Origin of the sequence: Sphingomonas sp. 3P27F8, assembly GCF_005502745.1 — a bacterium.
GTDB lineage: Bacteria > Pseudomonadota > Alphaproteobacteria > Sphingomonadales > Sphingomonadaceae > Sphingomonas.
On record NZ_SCNL01000004.1, the window covers coordinates 242943 to 263645 of the forward strand.

General features: G+C 65.3%; 19 protein-coding genes. 12 read left to right on the plus strand and 7 right to left on the minus strand.

The genetic code is table 11. The annotated features are described in order from the left end of the window. Positions 1 to 101: 101 nt before the first annotated feature. A complete protein-coding gene (locus FFS35_RS07265; protein ID WP_171007545.1) occupies positions 102 to 509 on the minus strand; it encodes a DUF2147 domain-containing protein in 408 nt (135 codons plus the stop codon). Between the two features lie 109 nt (positions 510 to 618). On the opposite strand from FFS35_RS07265, the gene ubiA reads away from it, so the two are divergent. Further along, positions 619 to 1533: a 4-hydroxybenzoate octaprenyltransferase gene (ubiA, locus tag FFS35_RS07270; RefSeq protein ID WP_249341507.1), complete on the plus strand. Its 915-nt coding sequence runs from the start codon at positions 619 to 621 to the stop codon at positions 1531 to 1533. 9 nt (positions 1534 to 1542) lie between these two features. Here the strand turns inward: ubiA and FFS35_RS07275 are convergent, their stop codons facing one another. Beyond that, positions 1543 to 3543, minus strand: a complete 2001-nt coding sequence (locus FFS35_RS07275) for a TonB-dependent receptor (RefSeq protein WP_137786460.1) — start codon at positions 3541 to 3543, stop codon at positions 1543 to 1545. A gap of 131 nt (positions 3544 to 3674) precedes the next feature. Here FFS35_RS07275 and FFS35_RS07280 point away from each other — a divergent pair, with 131 nt between their 5' ends. Continuing rightward, entirely contained in the window at positions 3675 to 4598 is a 924-nt protein-coding gene (locus tag FFS35_RS07280) for a pirin family protein (RefSeq protein WP_249341508.1), read from the plus strand. 431 nt (positions 4599 to 5029) lie between these two features. On the opposite strand, the gene FFS35_RS07285 is transcribed toward FFS35_RS07280, so the two are convergent. The 4 genes from FFS35_RS07285 to FFS35_RS07300 all read right to left on the minus strand — a co-directional run bounded on the left by FFS35_RS07285 (position 5030) and on the right by FFS35_RS07300 (position 11134). Beyond that, the gene (locus tag FFS35_RS07285; protein ID WP_137786462.1) at positions 5030 to 5302 is read right to left on the minus strand and encodes a fructosamine kinase family protein; all 273 of its coding nucleotides are present in this window, start codon (positions 5300 to 5302) and stop codon (positions 5030 to 5032) included. Positions 5303 to 5366: 64 nt separating this feature from the next. Further along, complete coding sequence (locus tag FFS35_RS07290) at positions 5367 to 6800, minus strand: efflux transporter outer membrane subunit (RefSeq protein WP_137786463.1); 1434 nt, start codon at positions 6798 to 6800, stop codon at positions 5367 to 5369. Next, positions 6797 to 9964 (minus strand): efflux RND transporter permease subunit, encoded by a 3168-nt coding sequence (locus tag FFS35_RS07295; protein WP_137786464.1) that lies wholly within the window; start codon positions 9962 to 9964, stop codon positions 6797 to 6799. The genes FFS35_RS07290 and FFS35_RS07295 overlap by 4 nt, the downstream gene beginning before the upstream one ends. 6 nt (positions 9965 to 9970) lie before the next feature. Next, the gene (locus FFS35_RS07300) at positions 9971 to 11134 is read right to left on the minus strand and encodes an efflux RND transporter periplasmic adaptor subunit (RefSeq protein ID WP_137786465.1); all 1164 of its coding nucleotides are present in this window, start codon (positions 11132 to 11134) and stop codon (positions 9971 to 9973) included. Between the two features lie 95 nt (positions 11135 to 11229). On the opposite strand from FFS35_RS07300, the gene FFS35_RS07305 reads away from it, so the two are divergent. The 10 genes from FFS35_RS07305 to pal all read left to right on the plus strand — a co-directional run bounded on the left by FFS35_RS07305 (position 11230) and on the right by pal (position 19585). Beyond that, positions 11230 to 11901, plus strand: coding sequence for a TetR/AcrR family transcriptional regulator (locus FFS35_RS07305; RefSeq protein ID WP_137786466.1), 672 nt, complete (start codon positions 11230 to 11232; stop codon positions 11899 to 11901). A 115-nt stretch (positions 11902 to 12016) separates the two neighbouring features. Continuing rightward, a complete protein-coding gene (locus FFS35_RS07310) occupies positions 12017 to 13012 on the plus strand; it encodes a beta-eliminating lyase-related protein (protein ID WP_137786467.1) in 996 nt (331 codons plus the stop codon). Between the two features lie 80 nt (positions 13013 to 13092). Then, on the plus strand, positions 13093 to 14079 hold the full coding sequence (locus tag FFS35_RS07315) for a nitronate monooxygenase (protein WP_137786501.1): 987 nt from the start codon (positions 13093 to 13095) through the stop codon (positions 14077 to 14079). A 108-nt stretch (positions 14080 to 14187) separates the two neighbouring features. After that, positions 14188 to 14961 (plus strand): hypothetical protein, encoded by a 774-nt coding sequence (locus tag FFS35_RS07320; RefSeq protein WP_137786468.1) that lies wholly within the window; start codon positions 14188 to 14190, stop codon positions 14959 to 14961. Positions 14962 to 15015: 54 nt separating this feature from the next. After that, the gene (gene ybgC, locus FFS35_RS07325) at positions 15016 to 15483 is read left to right on the plus strand and encodes a tol-pal system-associated acyl-CoA thioesterase (protein ID WP_137786469.1); all 468 of its coding nucleotides are present in this window, start codon (positions 15016 to 15018) and stop codon (positions 15481 to 15483) included. Next, complete coding sequence (gene tolQ / locus FFS35_RS07330) at positions 15480 to 16172, plus strand: protein TolQ (RefSeq protein ID WP_137786470.1); 693 nt, start codon at positions 15480 to 15482, stop codon at positions 16170 to 16172. The genes ybgC and tolQ overlap by 4 nt, the downstream gene beginning before the upstream one ends. A 4-nt stretch (positions 16173 to 16176) precedes the next feature. Further along, a complete protein-coding gene (gene tolR, locus FFS35_RS07335) occupies positions 16177 to 16611 on the plus strand; it encodes a protein TolR (RefSeq protein WP_137786471.1) in 435 nt (144 codons plus the stop codon). 4 nt (positions 16612 to 16615) lie between these two features. Continuing rightward, positions 16616 to 17560, plus strand: coding sequence for a cell envelope biogenesis protein TolA (locus FFS35_RS07340; protein WP_137786472.1), 945 nt, complete (start codon positions 16616 to 16618; stop codon positions 17558 to 17560). Between the two features lie 68 nt (positions 17561 to 17628). Continuing rightward, on the plus strand, positions 17629 to 19017 hold the full coding sequence (gene tolB / locus FFS35_RS07345) for a Tol-Pal system beta propeller repeat protein TolB (protein ID WP_249341509.1): 1389 nt from the start codon (positions 17629 to 17631) through the stop codon (positions 19015 to 19017). A gap of 43 nt (positions 19018 to 19060) precedes the next feature. After that, on the plus strand, positions 19061 to 19585 hold the full coding sequence (pal, locus tag FFS35_RS07350; RefSeq protein ID WP_137786473.1) for a peptidoglycan-associated lipoprotein Pal: 525 nt from the start codon (positions 19061 to 19063) through the stop codon (positions 19583 to 19585). Positions 19586 to 20315: 730 nt separating this feature from the next. Here the strand turns inward: pal and FFS35_RS07355 are convergent. Continuing rightward, positions 20316 to 20612: a 4a-hydroxytetrahydrobiopterin dehydratase gene (locus FFS35_RS07355; RefSeq protein ID WP_171007549.1), complete on the minus strand. Its 297-nt coding sequence runs from the start codon at positions 20610 to 20612 to the stop codon at positions 20316 to 20318. Between the last annotated feature and the right edge of the window lie 91 nt (positions 20613 to 20703).

A 20703-nucleotide genomic window follows, 5' to 3' on the forward strand; every position in this document is an offset into this window, starting at 1 on the left:
AAACGCAATGCCGATCGCCGTCAGCGTAATCACCCCGGCCACGCGCAATATCGCGTAGAACAAAGCCTCGACGAACCGAGCGACCGCGACCGACAAATGGATCAGCGGACGCGCTTCCAGCTTTGCGTCTTGCAGCCGAAGCCGGCGAACAGGCAGCCCTTGCCCACGATCGTGTCTCGATCAACCAGTTCGAGCGTGCCGTCGAACGTCTTGTCGATATCGGGCACGTACACCTGGCCATACCACAGGCCATCTTCCTCCCGACGGAAATCGTGGAACAGTTCGGTGCCGATCAGCCGATCGGTGCCGCCTTGCGCGGCATCGGCCTTCGCCTTCTCGCTTGCGGCGACAACCCTGCCGCAAAGCCCGGGGCCGCACGGCGCGATGCGGATGCGCACACTGTCCGAATCGTTGCGCCAGATGCCGGCCAGCGCCGGCCCGCGCTGCGCCGCCGCTGGCGTGAAAGCCGAAATCAGCGCGGCCATCGCCGCGATCCGCAAGAAAGACATACGCTTACTCCTTGTACCGTGCCCACAATCTAGCGTCACGATACTTGAGACGACAAACCCTGATGACAGGCTGTGGCGGAAGCATGACGCCGACGATAATAAGCATGATGTGACAGACATTCCCGATATCGTCCCCGACAGCCAGCATCGCGGCATCGTTGCCGCACTGCCGCCGCGACTGCGGAATTTCGCGCTGCTCGCGCGATTCGACCGGCCGATTGGCTGGTGGCTGCTCTTCTGGCCCGGCGCATGGGCAATCGCGCTGGCGGGCGGCGCGATCGAGCGCTGGCCGCTGATCCTGTGGCTGCTGGCGGGCAGCATCGCGATGCGCGGCGCCGGATGCGTCTATAACGATATCGTCGATCGCGAGCTGGACGCCAGCGTAGCGCGCACCCGGTCCCGCCCGCTCGCGAGCGGCGCGGTGTCGCTGCGGGCGGCATGGGCATGGCTCGGGCTGCTCAGCCTGATCGGGCTGGTCGTGTTGCTGCAACTGCGCGTTGATACCGCGATCATCGCCGTTGCCAGCCTCGCGCTGGTGGCCGCCTATCCGTTCATGAAGAAGATCACCTGGTGGCCTCAGGCATGGCTTGGGCTGGTGTTCTCCTGGGCGGCGCTGGTCGGCTGGAACGAGACATGGGGGTGGCTCGCATTGCCAGGCTTGCTGCTTTACGCCGGATCAATCTGCTGGGTCATCGGCTATGACACGATCTATGCGCTGCAGGATCGGGAGGATGATGCGATCGTCGGCATCCGATCGTCCGCGCGCGCAATGGGTGCGGCGGTCGTGCCGGGCGTCGGCGGCTTCTATGGCGCGGCGCTGTTCTTGTGGGGCGGCGCGTTCTGGATGGTTCGCCCCGATCCGCTGGTGTTTGCCGCGCTGGCGCCGATCGCGATCCACCTTTGCTGGCAGGTCGCGACGCTCCGGCCCGACGACAATGACGGCGCGCTCACCCGTTTCCGCGCCAACCGCTTCGCCGGGCTGCTCATGTTCCTGGCCTGCATCGTCGTCGGAACGCGGCTATAGCGCCGCGCGTCACCCGCCGAAGCGCACACCGATCCACAGCGTTCGCGGCGTGCCCAGATCGATCGATCCGGCCTGATTGCGGGTCTCGACCTTCGCGTCGGACAGATTTTCGGCCCGCGCGATCAGCGCGACGCCGCGCCTGATCGGAAAGCGCGCGACGGCATCGAACGTCGTGGCGGCGGGCAGCACGTTGGTTTGCAGATCGTCCTCATATTGCGCGCCGACATAGCGCGCCGTCAGCGACAGCATCGGGCCGGCCTTTGGCGACCAGCCGATCGTCGCGCTGGCGGAATGGCGCGGGCTCTGCGCCGGAGCCAGCCCGTCAAATGCCTTCCCCGGCGCGCGCACCTTGCTGTCGCTCAGCGCATAGGAACCGGACAGCATCACCGCGCCCGTGTGCCATGTCAGCGTCGCCTCCACCCCCTTCGCCTCGATCGCGTTCACGTTGCCGCGACGGCGCAGCGTCGGGCTGATCGTGATATTCGCGATCGCATCGCCCAGACGATTGTAGAAGCCGGTTACGCCAAGATCGAGGCCGCGCATCGGATGCAGATCGATCCCCGCCTCGATCCCGCGCAACCGCTCCGGCGAGAGCGCAGCGTTCGCCTGCGTCAGAATCGGGAAAACCGTGAACGGCCGATATAGCTCGTTGAGAGTCGGCAGGCGGAAGCCGGTATAGGCCGCGGCGCGCAGGTCCGCCCAGGCGGCCGCGTGGAACACCGCACCGCCGCGCCCGGTCACCTCGGTGCCGTTGCGATCGGGGAAGCTGTTATCGACAGCGAGCGCTCCGGCGCCGTTGCGCTCGCGGAAGAAGCCGTTGGCGATCGTCCAATGGTCCGCGCGAACGCCGCCGGTGACGACGAGCTTCCCGATCGTCCAGTCGTCCTCGACGAACAGCCCCGCGACACTGATATTGCCCCCGGCGTTGCGCCGCGCTGTGACGATCCCCGCCCCGCTGTACGCATCCTCGAACATCTGCCCATCGGCGAAGCGAAGATCGCCTCCGAGCCGCAGAACGTGATCGTCGCCGATGGGCGGCCGCACTTCGATCTTGCCGCCGATGCCGGTGGAGGGCGTGTTGCGCTGGTCGAGCGTCAGCTTGAACGTCGTCGCGCTGATGACCCTGTTGGTGAAGTTTCGCGCCTGAAGATAGGCCAGCGCATCCACCTGCCAGTCGCCACGCGCGATGAAGCGGATGCTGGCGTCCTCACCCTCGGAACTCGAGTCGGCCCCCTTGAAGCGCAAGGTGCGGTTGTCGCCGAATAACAGGCCCCGAAACTGCAATTCCGATACCGCGCCAACCGGCACGACGGCACGGACGCCGGTCGACCAGTCACGATAGCGCGCGGGCACGGTTGCCGCGACGCGCTGGTTTTCAGGTGTCGTCTGGAAGCCATCGCCCCGCTCGAACCTAGCGGACAGGGTGGCGAACCCGCCGCCGAGACCGGGCGAGATATTGGCCGACACGCTTTCCGAGTTGCGGCTTCCGTAAAAAGCGTCGCCTGACGCAACAGGCAGATCGGCGCGGCCTGCGCTCGCCAGCTCGATCGTTCCCGCGACCGCGCCCGATCCAAAGGCCCCCGCCCCTCCTCCGCGGGTCACGCGGATGCCGGCCAGTCTATCGGGCGTCACCGCGTTGAACGGGATATACCCGAAAAAAGGGTCAGCGATCGGCACTCCATCCAGCAACACCAACGTTCGGCTCGATGCGTTACCGCCGAGCGCGCGCAATGTGACGCCCTGCGCGGATGGATTGGCGGAGCGACTGTCCGACCGGCGAAACTGCTGGAACCCCGCGACGTCTAGGAGAACATCCTCGACGCGGCCGGAGGCGTCGTTGGTCAGACGATCGCGATCGATCACGACCGAACCATAAGCTGGCGTGCCGGGCGGTACGACCAGCCCGGAGCCGAGAACGACGACCTCATCCGGGTCCGCCGCCTTTTGCGCGACTGCAGGGCTTGCGACAAGCGACGCAGTCAGAACGGCGGCGGCAAGGTATCTGGACATCGACCAATTCTCTTTACGGCATGTGCGCGCGTTACCGGGCTTTGCGGTCGCTATGCACATCTTCCGCAAACAGCGCTAGGATGAGAGGACGAACGGCGCTGTTCCCATGGCGCTGGACGAGGGAGAATATTGTGACGATCGAACGCATCATCGACAGGCGGACCCATGATCTGGGTGGCGGCTTCGTCGTCGGCAGAGTGCTGCCCTTCCACGCGCAGCGCATGGTGGGTCCGTTCATCTTCTTCGATCACATGGGCCCGCTCGAACTCGCACCGGGAATCCCGCGCGAACTGGACGTGCGGCCCCATCCGCATATCGGGCTGGCAACCGTCACCTATCTCTATGCCGGCCAGATCACACATCGCGACAGCCTTGGCTACGAACAGGAGATCAAGCCCGGCGAGGTGAACTGGATGGTCGCGGGCAGCGGCGTCACGCATAGCGAGCGGCTTGAGTATGCACGGAGGCACGGCGCGAACATGCACGGTATTCAGGCATGGGTCGCGCTGCCGACGGCGGACGAGGAAACTACCCCTTCGTTCGATCATCACGACGGCGCGGCACTGCCCGAGTGGGAGGAGAACGGCATAAAGGGCCGGCTGATCGCCGGCAGCGCCGATGGCCTGAAGGCGGGGGTACGGGTGCACTCGCCGATGTTCTATCAGCATTGGGAGATGGACGCGGGCGCGCGGCGCGCCGTCACCACCGCTTATCCCGAGCGCGCGGTCTATTGTGCGAGCGGAGAGATCGAGATTGGCGGCACGGTGCTCGTCACCGGGCAGATGGCGGTGCTGAACGGACGCGATGCGATCGACGTTCGCGCGCGGCAACCCTCAGCCGTCATGGTACTGGGCGGTGAGCCGGTCGGCGAGCGATTCCTGTTGTGGAATTTCGTCTCCTCTTCGAAAGAACGGTTGGCGCAAGCGGCGGAGGACTGGCGACAGCAGCGGATGAAGCTGCCCGTGGGCGACGATCGCGAGTTCACTCCGATGCCGGAGGCGCCCACCGGGCCGACACCGGATATCCCGCCGGTCGATCCGACCGACGCGCAGTAGAAATCGATGCCCGACATCGAAGTCGGCAGAGCGTATGGCGGCAGGCACCGGCACCACGTGGCGCGCGTGGCGGAGATCAATGCCGAGGCGGAACTTCGGGTCATGCGTGGCGGCCGGGCCTGATAAGCGCCGATAATGCCGGCGCGCCCGACGCGCCGCGCGTCTCCGGCGCTGCGGCCGCACTGGTGAACAAGCTGACTGCCGTTTCCCGCTTGTCGTCGCTTCGGCTCGTCCCGTCATGCCCCTAGGTGCGGCCTCGCTACGGGAAGCCTCCCGACTGTCATGAGGCGATGACCGTCACGCCCGGGGGGCAAAAGCTCAGGTCAGGTGCAACGCCAAATAAACGCGGGCAACACACGGCATCTCACAGCGCAAGACTGACCTCCATCCAAAGTGTCGCCGCGCGTCGATCGCGCTTCTACTCCGGGCGATCAGATGCGGCGGTGTTTGCCGCCGTAGCGATGCCCGATATATTGACCGAGGCGCTCCATCTCGTTGGCAGCGGCCACCGCGCCCTCGACACAGCACGGCAGCGGATCGCGGTCGTGATCGGCGACGCGGGCCTGCACCTTCTCGCACAATTCCTCGATATCGGCGCGCGACAGCAGGTTTTTCTCGCGCAGCAGGCACAACAGGCTCTGCAATATCACCAGGCTCTTGTCGCCGGGATCACCCGCGCCAAACTCGATTCGGCTCATCTGCATCTCTCCGTATTTTTCGAAGAGGATATGCCTGTTGCGCGAAAAGGCAAGCGATCGACTTAATCTTTCAATCGAGGCCCCCGCCGAACGCACGATACAGCTCGACCAGATTGCTGGCGCGGGCCAGCCGCGTCGTTTGCAATTGCTGGCGCGCGGCATAAGCGGTGCGCTCCGCATCAAGCGCGGTGAGGAACGAATCGATCCCGGCACGATAGCGCGCATCGGAAAGACGGGCAGCGACCTGTGCCGCCTCCACCCGCGCGGTTTGCGCCGCTATCTGCTCGCCGATCGTGCCACGCGTCGCCAGCGCGTCGGCCACTTCTCTGAATGCCGTCTGGATCGATTTCTCATAAGTGGCGACCGCCGCCTGCTGCGATGCCCTGGCATAAGCGAGATTGCCCGCGTTGCGACCGGCGTCGAACAACGGCAGCGTTGCGCTCGGCGCGCCAGTATAGGTGAAGCTGCCCCCGGCGAATAAGCCTGAAAGCGCTGTGGAAATCGTGCCGATCGTTGCGGTCAGCGAGATCCGGGGGAAGAACGCCGCTCGCGCCGCACCGATATTGGCGTTCTCGGCGATCAGCTGGTGCTCCGCCTGCAATACGTCCGGCCGGCGCAACAACACCTGTGAAGACAGATCACCCGGCAAGGCGTCGAGCGTGACCTGCCCCTGGTTCAGCCCCGCCGGAAGCTGATCGGCAGGAACGGCGGTGCCAGCAAGCAGGTTCAGCGCGTTGCGATCCTGCGCGATCCGCGTCTGCAACGTCGCAATGTCGTTACGCGCGCTCTGATAGTTCGTCTCCGCCTGCCGCGCTTCCAGTTCGGAGGCGACGCCGATGCGAAACTGCGCACGGGTGAGATCCAGCGTCTGTGCGAACGCCTTCAGCGTATCCTGCGCCAGCGCGAGCTGATCCTGATCCGATGCCAGCGTCAGCCACGCGGTCGCGATTTCTGCGATAAGGCTGATGCGGGTGGAGCGCTGCGCCTCCTCGCTTGCGAAATAACGCTCCTGCGCGGCGCGACTGAGATTGCGCACCCGGCCGAACAGGTCCAGCTCGAACGAGGAAAAGCCGGCGCTGACCGAATATATCTCCAGATTGCTCGACGTCGCGCCACCGCCGCCCGCCGCCGCGCCGCCGCCGAGGCTGGCGATATTATTGGTATAGGTCCCGCTACCGCTGATCGAGGTGGAGGGGACGAGATCGGCCCGCTGCACGCGATATTGCGCGCGCGCCTGCAACACATTGGCGGCGGCGACGCGCAGATCGCGGTTGTTGGCGAGCCCCGTCTCGATCACCTGCCGCAGCCGCGCATCGGTGAAGAAATCGCGCCAGCCGATCCGGGTGATCTCCGGCGCATCGCTCGCCGCCGCCGGATAGGGCCAGCCGCGCGGCAATTCGGCCGGCACCGCGCCGACGGGCCGCACATATTTCGGTGCGAGGTTGCACGCCGACAGCGCGGTGGCGGCGGTGAGCAATGCGAGGGTACGGAAACGGCGGGTCACGCGGAAACTCCCTGCGGCGCGGCGCCGCCTTCAGGCTCGGCATCACGGGGGGTGTCATGGTCGCGATGACCAAACATCCGCAGCACGACGACGAAGAACATCGGCACGAAGAAGATCGCTAGCGCCGTGGCGGAGAGCATCCCGCCAACGACCGCGCGGCCGATAGCGTTCTGCCCGCCCGCGCCGGCGCCGGTCGAAACCGCAAGCGGCAACACGCCGAACACGAACGCGAGACTGGTCATCAGAATCGGCCGCAGACGCAGCTTGGCTGCCTCGATCGCGGCGTCGAACGGGCGCATCCCCTCCACGATCCGCTCCTCGGCGAATTCGACGATCAGGATGGCGTTCTTCGCCGAAACGCCGATCGTGGTGATGAGGCCGACCTGAAGGTAGATGTCGTTGTTCAACCCGGTCAGCGTCGCCGCCAGCAGCGCGCCCAGAATGCCCAGCGGCACCACCAGCAGCACCGAGATCGGCACCGACCAGCTTTCATAAAGCGCGGCAAGGCACAGGAACACGATCACGAGCGACAGCGCATAGAGCGCGGGCGCCTGGCCGCTCGACAACCTTTCCTCATAGGAAAGACCGGTCCATTCGATCGCGGTTCCCGGCGGCAGCTTGGCGTGCATCTCCTCGATCGCCTGCATCGCGGTGCCGGTGCTGATGCCGGAACCCGCGCCGCCCTGAATCTGCGTCGCCGACTGGCCGTTGTAACGCGTGAGCTGGACTGGGCCTTTCGCCCATTCGAGCGTGGAGAAAGCGGTGAACGGCACCATCTGGCCATTGGACCCGCGGACGTAGAAGCTGCCGACGTCCTCCGGCCGCAACCGGAACGGCTCGTCCGCCTGCACGAACACGCGCTTCACGCGGCCACGATCGATGAAGTCATTGATATAGGAGCCGCCCCACGCGGTGGAGATCGTCGAGTTGACCGAGGCGATATCAAGGCCGAGCGCGCGGGCCTTATCCTGATCGACATTGATATTGAGCTGCGGCGCATCCTCGAGACTGACCGGTCGCACCTGCGCGACGCGCTTGTCCTGCGATGCCATGCCCAGCAGCATGTTGCGGGCCTGGGTCAGCTTCTCATGCCCGATATTGCCGGTATCGACGAGCTGCATGTCGAAGCCGGTCGCATTGCCGAGCTCGGAAACCGCCGGCGGCACCAGCGCGAAGATCATGCCGTCCTTATATTGCGAGAATGCCCCCATCGCGCGCCCGGCGATCGCCTGCGCCTTGTTTTTCGCGCCGGAACGATCGTCCCACGGCTTCAGGTTGACGAAGGCGAGACCCGCATTCTGCCCCTGCCCCGCGAAGCTGAACCCGTTGATCGTGAACACTGCTTCCACGCCCGGCTCGCTCAGGAAATGGCTGCGCACCAGCTCCAGCCCCTTTTCGGTGCGCGCGGTCGTCGCGCCGGACGGCCCCTGCACCAGCGCGATCACGGTGCCCTGGTCCTCGTCCGGCAGGAAGGCGCTCGGCAGACGCCAGAACAACAATCCCATCACCAGCACGATCACGACATAGATGGCGATCGAGCGCTTCCAGTTGCGCGCAGTGCTGCGCACGCCCTTCTCATATTTGCGCTGGCCGCGATCGAACGCATCGTTGAACCAGCGGAAAAAGCGCGCAAGCGGCCCGTTGCCTTCATGCTTGGAGGGGTCGTGCGGCTTGAGCAGGGTCGCGCAGAGCGCTGGCGTCAGGATCAGCGCGACCAGCACCGACAGCACCATCGCGGAGACGATCGTGATCGAGAACTGGCGATAGATCACCCCGGTCGAACCACCGAAGAACGCCATCGGCAGGAAAACCGCCGACAGCACCATGCCGATGCCGATCAGCGCGCCGCTGATCTCGTCCATCGATTTGCGCGCCGCGTCGCGTGGCTTGAGCCCCTCGGTCACGATCAGGCGCTCGACATTCTCGACCACCACGATCGCGTCATCGACGAGCAGGCCGATCGCCAGCACCATGCCGAACAATGTCAGCGTGTTGATCGTGAAACCCGCGACCGCCATTACCGCGAAGGTGCCCAGCAGCACCACCGGCACTGCGATCGTCGGCACCAGCGTGGCGCGCCAGTTCTGCAGGAACAGGAACATGACGAGGAAGACGAGCACCACCGCCTCAAACAGCGTGTGGACAACCTGCTTCACCGAAAGGCGCACGAACGGCGTGGTGTCGTAAGGATAGACAACCTGCACGTCGGCCGGCAGGCCCTTCGAGATTTCCGTGACCCGCGCCTTGACTGCCTCGACCGTCGCCAGCGCATTGGCGCCGGACGCGAGCTTCACCCCGAAGCCGGAGGCCGGCTTGCCATTATAGCGCGTATCGAAACCATAGTTTTCCGCACCCAGCTCGATCCGCGCCACATCAGACAATCGGACGACCGAGCCGTCAGCGCCGTTCTTCAGCCGGATCGCGCCGAACTGCTCGGGCGTCTGGAGGCGCGACTGTACCGATACGGTGGCGTTGAGCATCTGCTCCTTTGGCGCCGGCTGCGCCCCGATCTGCCCCGCGGAGACCTGCGCGTTCTGCGCCTGGATCGCGTTTGTCACGTCCGCGATGGTGAGCTGATAGGAATTGAGCTTCAGCGGATCGACCCACACGCGCATCGCATATTGAGCGCCGAACACCTGAATCTCGCCGACGCCGTTCACGCGGCTGACCGGATCCTGCATTCGTGACACGACCATGTCGGCAAGATCGGTCGCGCTGTGCGAGCCGTCTTTCGAGTAAAGCCCCACGATCACCAGGAAGTTGGCGGCGGACTTCTGCACCTGGAGCCCCTGGCGCTGCACTTCCTGCGGCAGCAACGGCGTCGCGGCCTGCAGCTTGTTCTGTACCTGCACCTGGGCGATATCGGGATTGGTGCCCTGCTCGAACGTCAGCGTGATCGTCACCGTGCCGGATGATGCGGACGACGAGGAGAAATAGCGCAGATGATCGATGCCCTTGAGCTGCTGTTCGATCACCTGGGTCGTCGTGCGCTCCAGCGTTTCCGCATCAGCCCCAGGATAGCTTGCGGCGATCGAGACGGTGGGCGGCGCGATCTCAGGGAATTGCGCCACAGGCAGCGACCTGATCGCGAGGCCGCCGGCAAGCATCAGGATGATCGCGATGACCCATGCGAAGATGGGGCGATCGATGAAATAACGGGCCATATGGGCTTACTTCGCCTGTGCCTGCGCGCCCGGCGTCGCCGCCGCCGCATTGTTTTTCGGTGAATAGGGAACCGCTTTCACGGGCATTCCGGGCCGCAGCATCATGCCACCCTCGACGACCACGCGATCGCCTTCGTTGAGGCCGCCGGTAACAAGCCAGGAATCGCCGACCGTCCGGGTCGTCTGGATCACCCGCTGCTCCAGCTTGTCGCCCTTGCCGACGACCATCACGGTCGCATGGCCGCGCTCGTCACGGCTTACGGTGCGCTGCGGCACAAGCAGCCCCTTCGCCTGGGTGCCCTCCACGAGTTGCGCGCGGACGTACATGCCCGGCAGCAACAGCCGGTTGGGATTGGCGAAGCGGATACGGATCGCCTGGCTGCCAGTGGTAGGGTCGACAGAAACGTCGGTGAACTTCAATTCGCCCTCGACCGGATAGGTGGTGCCGTCCTCCAGCTTCAGCCGGACCCGCGCCGCGCCGCCTTCCCGCGATACCTGCCCGGCGAGGATCTGCTGCCGCAGCTTGAGCACGTCGGCGCTCGACTGCTGAACATCCACATAGATCGGATCGAGCCGCTGGATTGTCGTCAAGGCATTCGCCTGCGACGCGGTGACGAGCGCGCCGGTGGTGAAATCGGATCGTCCGATCCGCCCCGCGATCGGCGCGCGAATGATGGTCCGCCCAAGATCGATCCGCGCGGAGCGCAGCGCCGCCTGTTGCGCTGCAACATCGGCGCGGGCCTGAGCCGCCTGCGTCTGCGCATTCTCATAATCCTGGCGGGCGATGGCGTTGATTTTGACCAGCTCGCCATATCGCCGCGCCAGCGCATTGGTGGAGGCGATCGCCGCATTGGCGCGCGCCAGCGCCGCCGCCGCGCTCGCCTCGCTCGCCTTATAGGGCTGCGGATCGATGCGATACAGCGGCTGCCCCTGACGCACCGAATCGCCTTCCTCGAACAGGCGTGCCTGGATCAGGCCGTTGACCTGCGGACGCACTTCCGATGTCTCGAAGGCGACGGTTCGTCCCGGCAGTTCGGTGGTCAACGTCACCGGCTGCGACCGCACCGCGATGACGCTGACCTGCGCCGGGCCCTGCTGCTGCGGCGGCGCGCCTTTCCCGCAGGCGGGTAGAAGGAGCGCGAGCGCGAGCGCGGGTGCGAATTTCTTCATGAACGTCCCTGGATTTTGTGCTAACACGTGAGTGATCGATCGCTCACGGTTTGAGCGGGGTTACGCCGGTCTTTAACTCAAGGCAAGATAGAAAGGTGCAGCAGCGGGTGAATTTTTTGCAGTGCAGCACGAGCGATCGCGCGGGTCGCGCGATGCAGCGGCGTGAGCATCTCCTCGAAATATCGCGTCGCCTGTTTATCGAAAACGGCTTCCACGGCACCGGCGTGGCGCAAATCGCCAGCGCCAGCGGGGTGAAGGTCGGGCAGATCTACCGCGATTTTTCCTCCAAGGAAGATATCATCGCCACGATCGCGTTGCGCGATTTCTCGCTGTTCCTGGACGAAGCGGGGCTCGATGAAGCCATCCTCACCGGCAACCGCATCGCCGTTCGGGAGTGGATCCTGAGCTTTACCAGTTATGACGAGGATATCGACGGCTACCGGCTGATGCCGGAGATCATGGCAGAATCCGCCCGCAACCCCCGCATCGCCAAATTGCAGGAAGAGATGCGCAATCGCGTGCGGGCCGCCCTGATCGCCGCCCTCGCCGCCTATGCGCCGCGCGAACATCCCGAGGCGCTCTCCGATCTGGCCGAGCTCATCGCCACGCTGGGCAGCGGCCTTTGCCAATGGGTCATCATGGCCGAGCGCAGCGGACGCGGACACCGCATATTATGTGCGCAACTGCGCTCCATCATCGAACGTGAGCTGGAGGCGCTGGATCAAGGCCATCGACCGGCTTCTTCATTCAACGTCGCCGATGCTTAGCGCAGGAGCGACATGGGACGACCGCTGATCGCGGGCCGGCGACGCAACGTTAACCAGCCAAGGTGGAGCGACGCAGCGATTTTCACCAAGCCCAGTTCCCGCTACGGGATACAACATGCATTTCTTTTCCGACAATGTGGCGCCGGTCCATCCGGCCGTGTTCGCTGCGATGCAAGCTGCCGATGCGATCGATTCCGGCTATGACGGCGATCGTCTGAGCAAGGCGCTCGACGCGCGCTTTTCCGATCTGTTCGGGCGTGAAGTGGCAGCATTGTGGATGCCGACAGGCACGGTCGCCAATGCGATTGCGCTGGCGACGATCTGCCAGCCCTATGGCGGCGTGATCTGCCATAGCGAGGCGCATATCCAGAACGATGAATGCGGCGCGCCCGAATTTTTCACACATGGCGCAAAACTGCTGCTCGCCAGTGGCGCGGACGCGAAAATGACGCCGGAAACGGCAGCGGCGGTCGCCGACGGAATAGCGAACGACGTCCACCGCGTGCAGCCGCACGCGCTTTCACTGACCAACGCGACCGAGCTTGGCACTGTCTATTCACCGGCGCAGGTGGGCGCGCTCGCTCAACTCGCCCGGGCGCGCGGCTGGCGCGTCCATATGGATGGGGCGCGGCTGGCCAACGCGATCGTTCATCTGGGCTGCACTCCTGCCGACATCGTAACTGGGGTGGATGTGCTGAGCTTCGGTTTCGTCAAGAACGGCGGCCTTTCGGCCGAAGCGCTGATATTCTTCGATCCTTCTCTGGCGGACGATGCGCGGCGACGGCGCAAGCGCGGCGGCCACCTGCTGTCCAAAGGGCGGTATCTCGCGGCACAGCTACACGCGATGCTCGATGGCGACCTGTGGCTCGATAACGCGCGCGCGGCGAATCGGGCAGCGACCGCGCTCGCGCAATCTGCTGGCGCGCGAGTGCTCCACCCGGTCGAGGCAAACGAGCTGTTCCTGCGCGTGACTGCGGCGGAGGCGCAGACGCTGCGTGACCAGGGGTTCGGCTTCTATGACTGGAGCGACGGCGTGATCCGCATCGTCACCCATTGGGCGAGCGAGCCAGCGGAAGTGGAGGCGCTGGCGACAGCGATCGCGGCGCTCTAGCTTGCGGGATGGGCCGCGCCGACGCTAGGGCAACGCGCATGACGACTGACAACACGGGCGCCGAGCGCCTTCAGCGACGCATGGCGCGCGGCGCCGCCTTTCTCGGGTCCGAGGTCGCGATCCTCGGCGGTGCGATGTCCTGGGTGTCGGAGCGCAATCTGGTCGCGGCGATATCGAATGCCGGGGGATTTGGCGTGATCGCTTGCGGCGCGATGACGCCGGAATTGCTCGACGCGGAGATTACCGCGACGAAGGCGCTGACCAGCAAGCCGTTCGGCGTGAACCTCATCACGATGCATCCGGCGCTGCCCGACTTGATCGGGATCTGCGCGAAGCATGAGGTCGGCCATGTGGTGCTTGCCGGCGGGCTGCCCCCGAAGGGATCGCTCGAGGCGATCAAGGCGTCCGGCGCGAGGTGCATCTGCTTCGCCCCCACGCTGGCGCTGGCGAAGAAGCTGATCCGCTCCGGCGTCGACGCGCTCGTGATCGAGGGGATGGAGGCGGGCGGCCACATCGGCCCGGTTTCGACAAGCGTGCTGGCGCAGGAGATTCTGCCGGCTATCGCCAGCGAGATCCCGGTGTTCATCGCGGGCGGGATCGGGCGCGGTGAAGCGATCGCGGGCTATCTCGATATGGGTGCAGCCGGGGTTCAGCTGGGCACGCGCTTCGTCTGCGCGACCGAGAGCATTGCGCACGCCAATTTCAAGAAGGCGTTCATCCGCGCTTCGGCCCGCGACGCGGTGGCTTCCGTGCAGATCGATCCACGGCTGCCGGTGATCCCGGTGCGCGCACTGAAGAATGCGGCCGGCGAACTCTTCTCGCAAAAGCAGCGCGAAGTGGCCCAGGCACTGGACGAAGGCAGTGTGGCGATGGCCGAGGCACAGCTGCAGATCGAGCATTACTGGGCGGGCGCGCTGCGGCGCGCGGTGATCGAGGGCGATGTGGAGCATGGCAGCGTGATGGCCGGTCAGTCGGTCGGCATGGTGAGCCGGGAAGAACCGGTCGCCGATATCATCGCGACGCTGATGGAAGAGGCGGCGCAAGCGCTGGAGAAACGCACGGCCTGACGAGCCTCCCTGTAAGCAGAGACCCAGCGCTCCCGAACGCTTCATCGCGCTGGTAACCTTTTGTTAACCATTTGAGCGCCGAATCACCGCGAACAGGGAGAAAGCGCCATGAAACGGGCAGCCATATCCATCGCGGTCGGGTGGGCCGCGGCATCTCTCGCAGGGTGTGCCGCGCATACAAAGAAGGTGGCGATCGCCACGCCGGCCCCGCCCGAGACTGCGACGGCATACGCGCCGATGCCTGCTGGCGCGCGCGCGGGAATGACGATCCCGACGCGGCTTTCCGACGGCACCTATCTCACGCCGAACCGCAATCTCAGCGCCGCCGCCGCCGTGTGGCATCTGCGCGCGGCGCTTAACGTCGCCGCGCTCGCCTGTCGCGGTCCGGCGCAGGAGACGATCGTCGCGCGCTACAACAGCCTGCTCACGCAACAGAAGGGCGCGTTCGCCGCAGCGCAGGCGACGCTCGCGGCGGAATTCCGCGCCGCCGGCACCGACTGGCAGTCCCGCGAGGATGAGGCGATGACGCGCCTCTACAATTATTTCTCGCAGGATTTTGCCCGCGAGGCATTTTGCGTGCGCGCCGCCGAGGTGCTTGCCCGGGCCGAAAGCGTTGCCCCCGCGATGCTCCAGACCTTCGCAACTACGCAATTACCGACATTGGACCAGCCCTTCATCCAGTTCTTCGACGCCTATGATGCCTGGCGGAAAGGACAGGCCGCCAATCCCGTGATCGCTTTCGCCGCGCCGGTCGCGATGCCCGTGGCGCCAGTGACTCTCAGAGGCCCGACGGCGAAATCCGAAACCGCAAAATCCGATAAGCCGCCGCGCCTGCACGTCGACATGGGCGCTTTGCAGGATCAATCGCTCGCGGGCGGCTGATCGCGCCGCCGGAGGGGTTACGCGCGCGGCTCGCTTCGGTTAACAGCATGAACGATGACGACTGGCCGGACCGACCAGCCCGTCGAGGGGCGCTTCGACGGGACGACACACCGCTTCCCCGTGCGGGTCTATTTCGAGGACACCGACCTGTCGGGCGTGGTCTATCACGCCAATTATCTCCGCTATATGGAGCGCGCGCGATCGGACATGCTGCGGCTTGCCGGCATCGACCAGCGGGCGGCGCATGAAGCGGGCGAAGGCGCCTATGCCGTCGCCAGCCTCGCGATCCGCTACGCCGCCCCGGCGCGGCTCGACGATGCGCTGATCGTGGAGACAAAAGTCACGCAAGTGCGCGCCGCAGCGGTTTTCATTCATCAAAGAGTCATGCGCGGCGCTATCTTGCTTGCCGAAGCCGATCTCGTCGCGGCACTGGTCGCCCCCACGGGCCGGCCGCGACGGCAGCCGGCCGCGTGGATCGATCGTTTCAACACTCTCCTGGCCAAGAAGGACCAGACGCCTTGAACCTGTTTTTCAATTCCGATGCCGCCACGCTATCGCCCGTCGCGCTCTTCATCCAGGCCGACTGGGTGGTGAAGCTGGTGATGCTCGGCCTGCTTGCGGCCAGCATTTGGACCTGGGCGATCATCTTCATGTTCTGGCGCAGGATCGGCCAGACGCGGCGCGAAACGGAGGCGTTCGAGCGCGATTTCTGGAAGGCGGACGATATCGATGCGTTCTTCAAGGCGCATCATGACGACGAGCGGCCCGCCGCGCGCGTGTTCATCGCCGGCGTTTCCGAATGGCGGCGCTCGACGCAAGGGGCATCAATAGACCGCGCCGGCACGCGCGAGCGCCTTGCCACCGCCATGGGCGCAGCGGTGGCGGCGGAGATCGATCGCCTTTCGGATCGGCTCAACATACTCGCCACCGTCGGCTCGGTCGCGCCGTTCGTCGGGCTCTTCGGCACGGTCTGGGGCATCATGCGCAGCTTCACCTCGATCGCGAGCCAGCAGAACACCAGCCTCGCCGTTGTGGCACCCGGCATCGCGGAGGCGCTGTTCGCCACCGCAATCGGCCTGTTCGCGGCGATTCCGGCAGTGATCGCGTACAATCGCTTCAGCCATGGCATCAACCGCATAGAGGCGCGGCTCAACCGCTTTGCCGACGGCTTCCACGCCACGCTCAGCCGCCAGCTCGATCGCGAGCGCTGACGCAATGGCGATGCAACTTCCCTCGCAGCGCAGCGGCCGGCGACGCGCGCCGATGGCCGACATCAACGTCACACCATTGGTGGACGTAATGCTGGTACTGCTCATCATCTTCATGGTTACCGCGCCGCTGCTGACGGCAGGCGTGCCGGTGAACCTGCCCGACAGCCGCGCCAAGCCGCTGGACCAGGATCAACAACCGACCGAGATTTCGATAGACTCGATGGGTCGCATCTTCGTCGCGAAGGAAGAAACAGCCGAGAATCAGTTGGCGCAGCGATTGAGCGCGATCGCGGCGAAGGCGCCGGCCGGCGGGCAGCCACCGCAGGTATTCCTGCGCGCGGACAAGTCTCTCGACTATGGCCATGTCATGCGCGTGATGGGCGAGCTGAACCGCGCCGGGCTGAACCGCGTTGCGCTGGTGACGATCGGCGAGGATTGATCGCGTGGAGCGGGCTGAGAAGATCGGGCTTGGACTGGCCCTTGCCGGACACGTGGTGCTGTTCGGCCTGCTGTCGGTGGGCTTCCTCGCCACCCCCAATCCGCTCAAGCTAAAGCAGCAGCCGGTGGAGGTGAGCCTCGTCAAGGAGGTCGGGCTGGAGGCGGCCGCGCCGCAGGCGGAAACGCCGCCCGCACAATCTGTCGCCCCCGATCAGGGCGAGCCGGAGGACGCCGCGCCGCCAGCGCCAGTCCCCGCGGCGCCCGAGCCGAAGCCCGAGCCAGTGCCCCAGCCCGCGCCGAAGCCGGAACCGAAACCAGCGCCGGTAAAGCCCGCGCCGAGGCCGGCTCCCGCGCCAAAACCGGCGCTGAAGCCGCAACCGAAACCAAAGAAAGAGCCGCCCGCCGCCGAGAAAGCAGCCGAAAAGCCCGCGCCGCCCAAAAAGGAAACGGCCGCTGCAGCGAAGCCGGAAAAGACGCCGCCCGCCAAGGCGCAAGGCACCGGCAAATCGGCCGAATCGAAAACCGCGCGGCCGCGCGGCAGCCGGCTTGGGCCTGATTTCCTCAAGGGGCTGACGAGCGACGAGAGCAAATCAACCAGCCAGGTGCCACGCGCCGCGAAGATCGATGGCGCTGCGCTCGCCTCGATCGTTCAGGCGATCGCGCGACAGATTCAGCCGTGCGCGGATCGCCAGGTCGATCCCGGCCCAGGCGCAAACGAGATCGTCACCACACTGAACCTGAAACTCAACGAGGACGGCACGCTGGCCGCAACACCGACAGTGGTGCGGCAGACCGGCATCAACGACGAGAACCAGCGTTACGCGCGCCGCGTGATCGATCTGGGCATCGCCGCGTTCAAGGGCTGTTCACCGCTGAAGTTGCCTCCGCAATTCTATTCCACCCCCAACGGCGGATGGAACAACATCAATTACCAGTGGAAGCTCCGGTGAACCCGGCGCGCCACGATCGGGCCGCGCCGGACGGAGCGGGGCTGCGAAACGAAAGGAAAGGCCCTGTCATGCGTAGCCTGGCCCTGCTCTCCGCGCTGTTGCTGGCATCCGCCGCTTCCGCGCAGGACATGCCCGCGACCCCGCTAAAGCTGCCGACGCAGCAGCCGGCCGCGCAGGCGCCCGGCGGCGCTCCGCCGCCGCTGGAAGTATCGGTGACGGGTGGGATTTCCGCCCCGATGCCGATCGCGATCCCGGCGATGCCGACCACCCAGGTGATGCAGACCCCGGCCGGTATGACTGACGCGCTCGGACGCCAGCTTGCAGATATCGTGACCAACGACCTGAAGAACTCCGGCCTGTTCAGCCCGCTGCAGCCGGCACAGCTGCGCGCGGTGATTTTCCCGGAAGTGACCGCGCCCGCTTTCTCCTATTGGGGCGGATCGGGCGCGCAGGCGCTGGTGCAGGGCTTCATACGCGCCAACGGCGATGGCACGCTGACGGTCGGCTGCTATCTTTACGACGTATCCGCGCAGACCGAACTGATGCGGCAGGGCTTTGTGGTGCCGCCGTCCGAATGGCGCCGCGCGGGGCATAAATGCGCCGACATGGTCTATACCCGGCTCACCGGCGAAGGGCCTTATTTTGACAGCCGGGTCGTCTATGTCTCTGAAACGGGGCCTAAGGCGCGGCGCACCAAGCGACTGGCGATCATGGATCAGGACGGGGCCAACCACCGCTTCCTGACCAACGGCCAGTCGATCGTGCTGACACCACGCTTCGCGCCGAACCAGCAGTCGATCGTTTACATGAGCTATCTCAACGAGAAGCCCGCGATCTACGTCTATAATATCGGGTCCGGCACGCAGCATCTGGTGACCACCACCGAGCGCCTGACATTCGCGCCGCGCTTCTCGCCAGACGGGCGCTGGATCGTTTTCTCGATGGCGATCGGCGGCAACACCAATATCTATCGTGTCCCTGCCAGCGGCGGCACGCCACAGCGGCTGACCAATACGCCCGGGATCAATACCGGCGGCAGCTACTCGCCGGACGGCTCCAGGATCGTGTTCGAGAGCGATCGTTCCGGTAGCCAGCAACTCTATGTGATGAACGCCGACGGATCAGGCCAGCAACGGATCAGCTTCGGCGGCGGGCGCTACGCGACGCCGGTGTGGAGCCCGCGCGGTGACCTGATCGCCTTCACCAAGATCGGCGGCGCGTTCCGCATCGGCATCATGAATACCAGCGGATCGGGCGAAAAGCTTCTGACCAACTCGTGGCAGGATGAGGGACCAAGCTGGTCCCCGAACGGCCGTGTGCTGATGTTTTTCCGCCAGGGCCAAGGCAACGCGGGCAAGGCCGATCTGTGGTCTGTCGACCTGACCGGCGTCAACGAGCGCCGCATCCCGACCCCGCTCGACGGATCCGATCCGGGCTGGGGACCGTTACGCCCCTGAACCTCGTTGGGGCACCCGATAGTGAATTAGTGGGAGACGACAAATGGCAAGACTGACGACAACGCTGCTGATGGCGACCGCCCTGGTGGCTACCGCCGCCTGCTCCAAGAAGCGCCCGGCCGAATTGCCGCCCGCCCCTGGCCCCGCGCCGACCCAGACCCAACCGACCGGCCCGCAAGGCCCGGTTGGAGACACCGTCGTTCCGGGCTCGTCGGCCGATTTCAAGCGCTCGGTGACGAGCGACACGGTGAATTTCGGGCTGGACCAATATGATATCGACGATCAGGCGCGCGCGATCCTCGACACTCAGGTGACGTGGTTGACGCGTTATCCGAACGTGCGCGTGACGATCGAGGGCCATTGCGATGAGCGCGGCACCCGCGAGTATAATCTCGCGCTGGGCGATCGACGCGCCAATGCGGCAAAGAACTATCTTGCCGGTCGTGGCATCGATGCCTCCCGCATCACGACGATCAGCTATGGCAAGGAGCGGCCACTGGCGCTTGGCTCGGATGACGCGGCCTATGCGCAGAACCGTCGTGCCGTCACGGTGGTGCTCAGCCAGTAATCGCGGGCGCGTGATCGGCGATGCGGTGTCGTCGCCCGTCGCCGATCGCGTCACGCGTGCCGATGCGAAATTCATCACTGGCGGCGCATCGGGCATTGGCCGCGCGATCGAAATACCGATACGCTCGACGTGCGCTACTTGGCGGCGTGGCGCAGGGCGCCCGCCGCCTTCATCGCCACGAGCAGCGGTCGGCCTGATGTGCGTTTGACAATGCGGGGATCGGCCATGGGCGGGCATTCGGTTAATTGACCAGCCCGGGCTGGATCGCGTGCCGCAGGATCGCATACTGCGCGCGCTTCGCCTTATCCCTTACCTGAAGGCGACGCCGGGACAATGCCCGCTCAATACCGCATCCGCTTCCGCGAATTACGGGCCGGCGGGTTTGGCGCTTTACTCCGCGACGAAATTCGCGGTGCGGGCTGACCAGGACGCTGGACAGCGAATGGGCCGTCGACGGGATCGAGATGCGCGATCTCATGCCCGGCTTCGTCGACACCGCGATCCGAAATATCGCCATACCAGACACGAACCGCACCGCGCGCGACGCCGGGTTCGGGTTGGCGTGCACGCCAGTGGAAGCGGTCGCGCAGTCGGCCTGCGATGCCGTGCAGGGTGATCGCGTCCACGCCGCGATAAGTAGTAACGCGTGTCGCCTTGCCTTCGCGGCCGGCTGGCTGCCCGGACGATTGCGACGGATGATGCGCGCCACGGCACTCAGCCGTGGCTCAGTTCAACCATCGAGAATCGAGTCGATCGCCTCGGCCAGTTCCACATCACGCCCGGAAAGGCCGCCTGCGTCATGCGTGGTGAGCAGGATTTCCACGCGATTCCAGACGTTGCTCCATTCGGGATGATGGTCCATCTTCTCCGCGATCAGCGCGACCTGCGTCATGAAGCCGAACGCCTCGGCGAAATCGGTGAACACAATCGAACGACGGATTGCATCGCGGCCCTCGTCATAATCCCATTCCGCAAGCCCATCGAGCGCATCCGCCCGCTCGGTTTCACTCAACGCCTCTACCATCACGCCCTCCTTGCCCTTTCTCTTATACACACCTGCCGCTGCCGCCGACAAGCAGTGGTTACACCTTCGTTGCATCACGTATCTGAAAAAAAAA

What these genes read in the sequence shown, in the direction of transcription:
- FFS35_RS07315 (WP_137786501.1), top strand. Translation starts at nt 13,093, where the DNA reads ATGGCGCGCGGCGCCGCCTTTCTCGGGTCCGAGGTCGCGATCCTCGGC.
- FFS35_RS07275 (WP_137786460.1), bottom strand. Translation starts at nt 3,543, where the DNA reads ATGTCCAGATACCTTGCCGCCGCCGTTCTGACTGCGTCGCTTGTCGCA.
- FFS35_RS07285 (WP_137786462.1), bottom strand. Translation starts at nt 5,302, where the DNA reads ATGCAGATGAGCCGAATCGAGTTTGGCGCGGGTGATCCCGGCGACAAG.
- FFS35_RS07310 (WP_137786467.1), top strand. Translation starts at nt 12,017, where the DNA reads ATGCATTTCTTTTCCGACAATGTGGCGCCGGTCCATCCGGCCGTGTTC.
- pal (WP_137786473.1), top strand. Translation starts at nt 19,061, where the DNA reads ATGGCAAGACTGACGACAACGCTGCTGATGGCGACCGCCCTGGTGGCT.
- FFS35_RS07300 (WP_137786465.1), bottom strand. Translation starts at nt 11,134, where the DNA reads ATGAAGAAATTCGCACCCGCGCTCGCGCTCGCGCTCCTTCTACCCGCC.
- tolR (WP_137786471.1), top strand. Translation starts at nt 16,177, where the DNA reads ATGGCGATGCAACTTCCCTCGCAGCGCAGCGGCCGGCGACGCGCGCCG.
- FFS35_RS07320 (WP_137786468.1), top strand. Translation starts at nt 14,188, where the DNA reads ATGAAACGGGCAGCCATATCCATCGCGGTCGGGTGGGCCGCGGCATCT.
- FFS35_RS07265 (WP_171007545.1), bottom strand. Translation starts at nt 509, where the DNA reads ATGTCTTTCTTGCGGATCGCGGCGATGGCCGCGCTGATTTCGGCTTTC.
- ybgC (WP_137786469.1), top strand. Translation starts at nt 15,016, where the DNA reads ATGACGACTGGCCGGACCGACCAGCCCGTCGAGGGGCGCTTCGACGGG.
- tolB (WP_249341509.1), top strand. Translation starts at nt 17,629, where the DNA reads ATGCGTAGCCTGGCCCTGCTCTCCGCGCTGTTGCTGGCATCCGCCGCT.
- FFS35_RS07295 (WP_137786464.1), bottom strand. Translation starts at nt 9,964, where the DNA reads ATGGCCCGTTATTTCATCGATCGCCCCATCTTCGCATGGGTCATCGCG.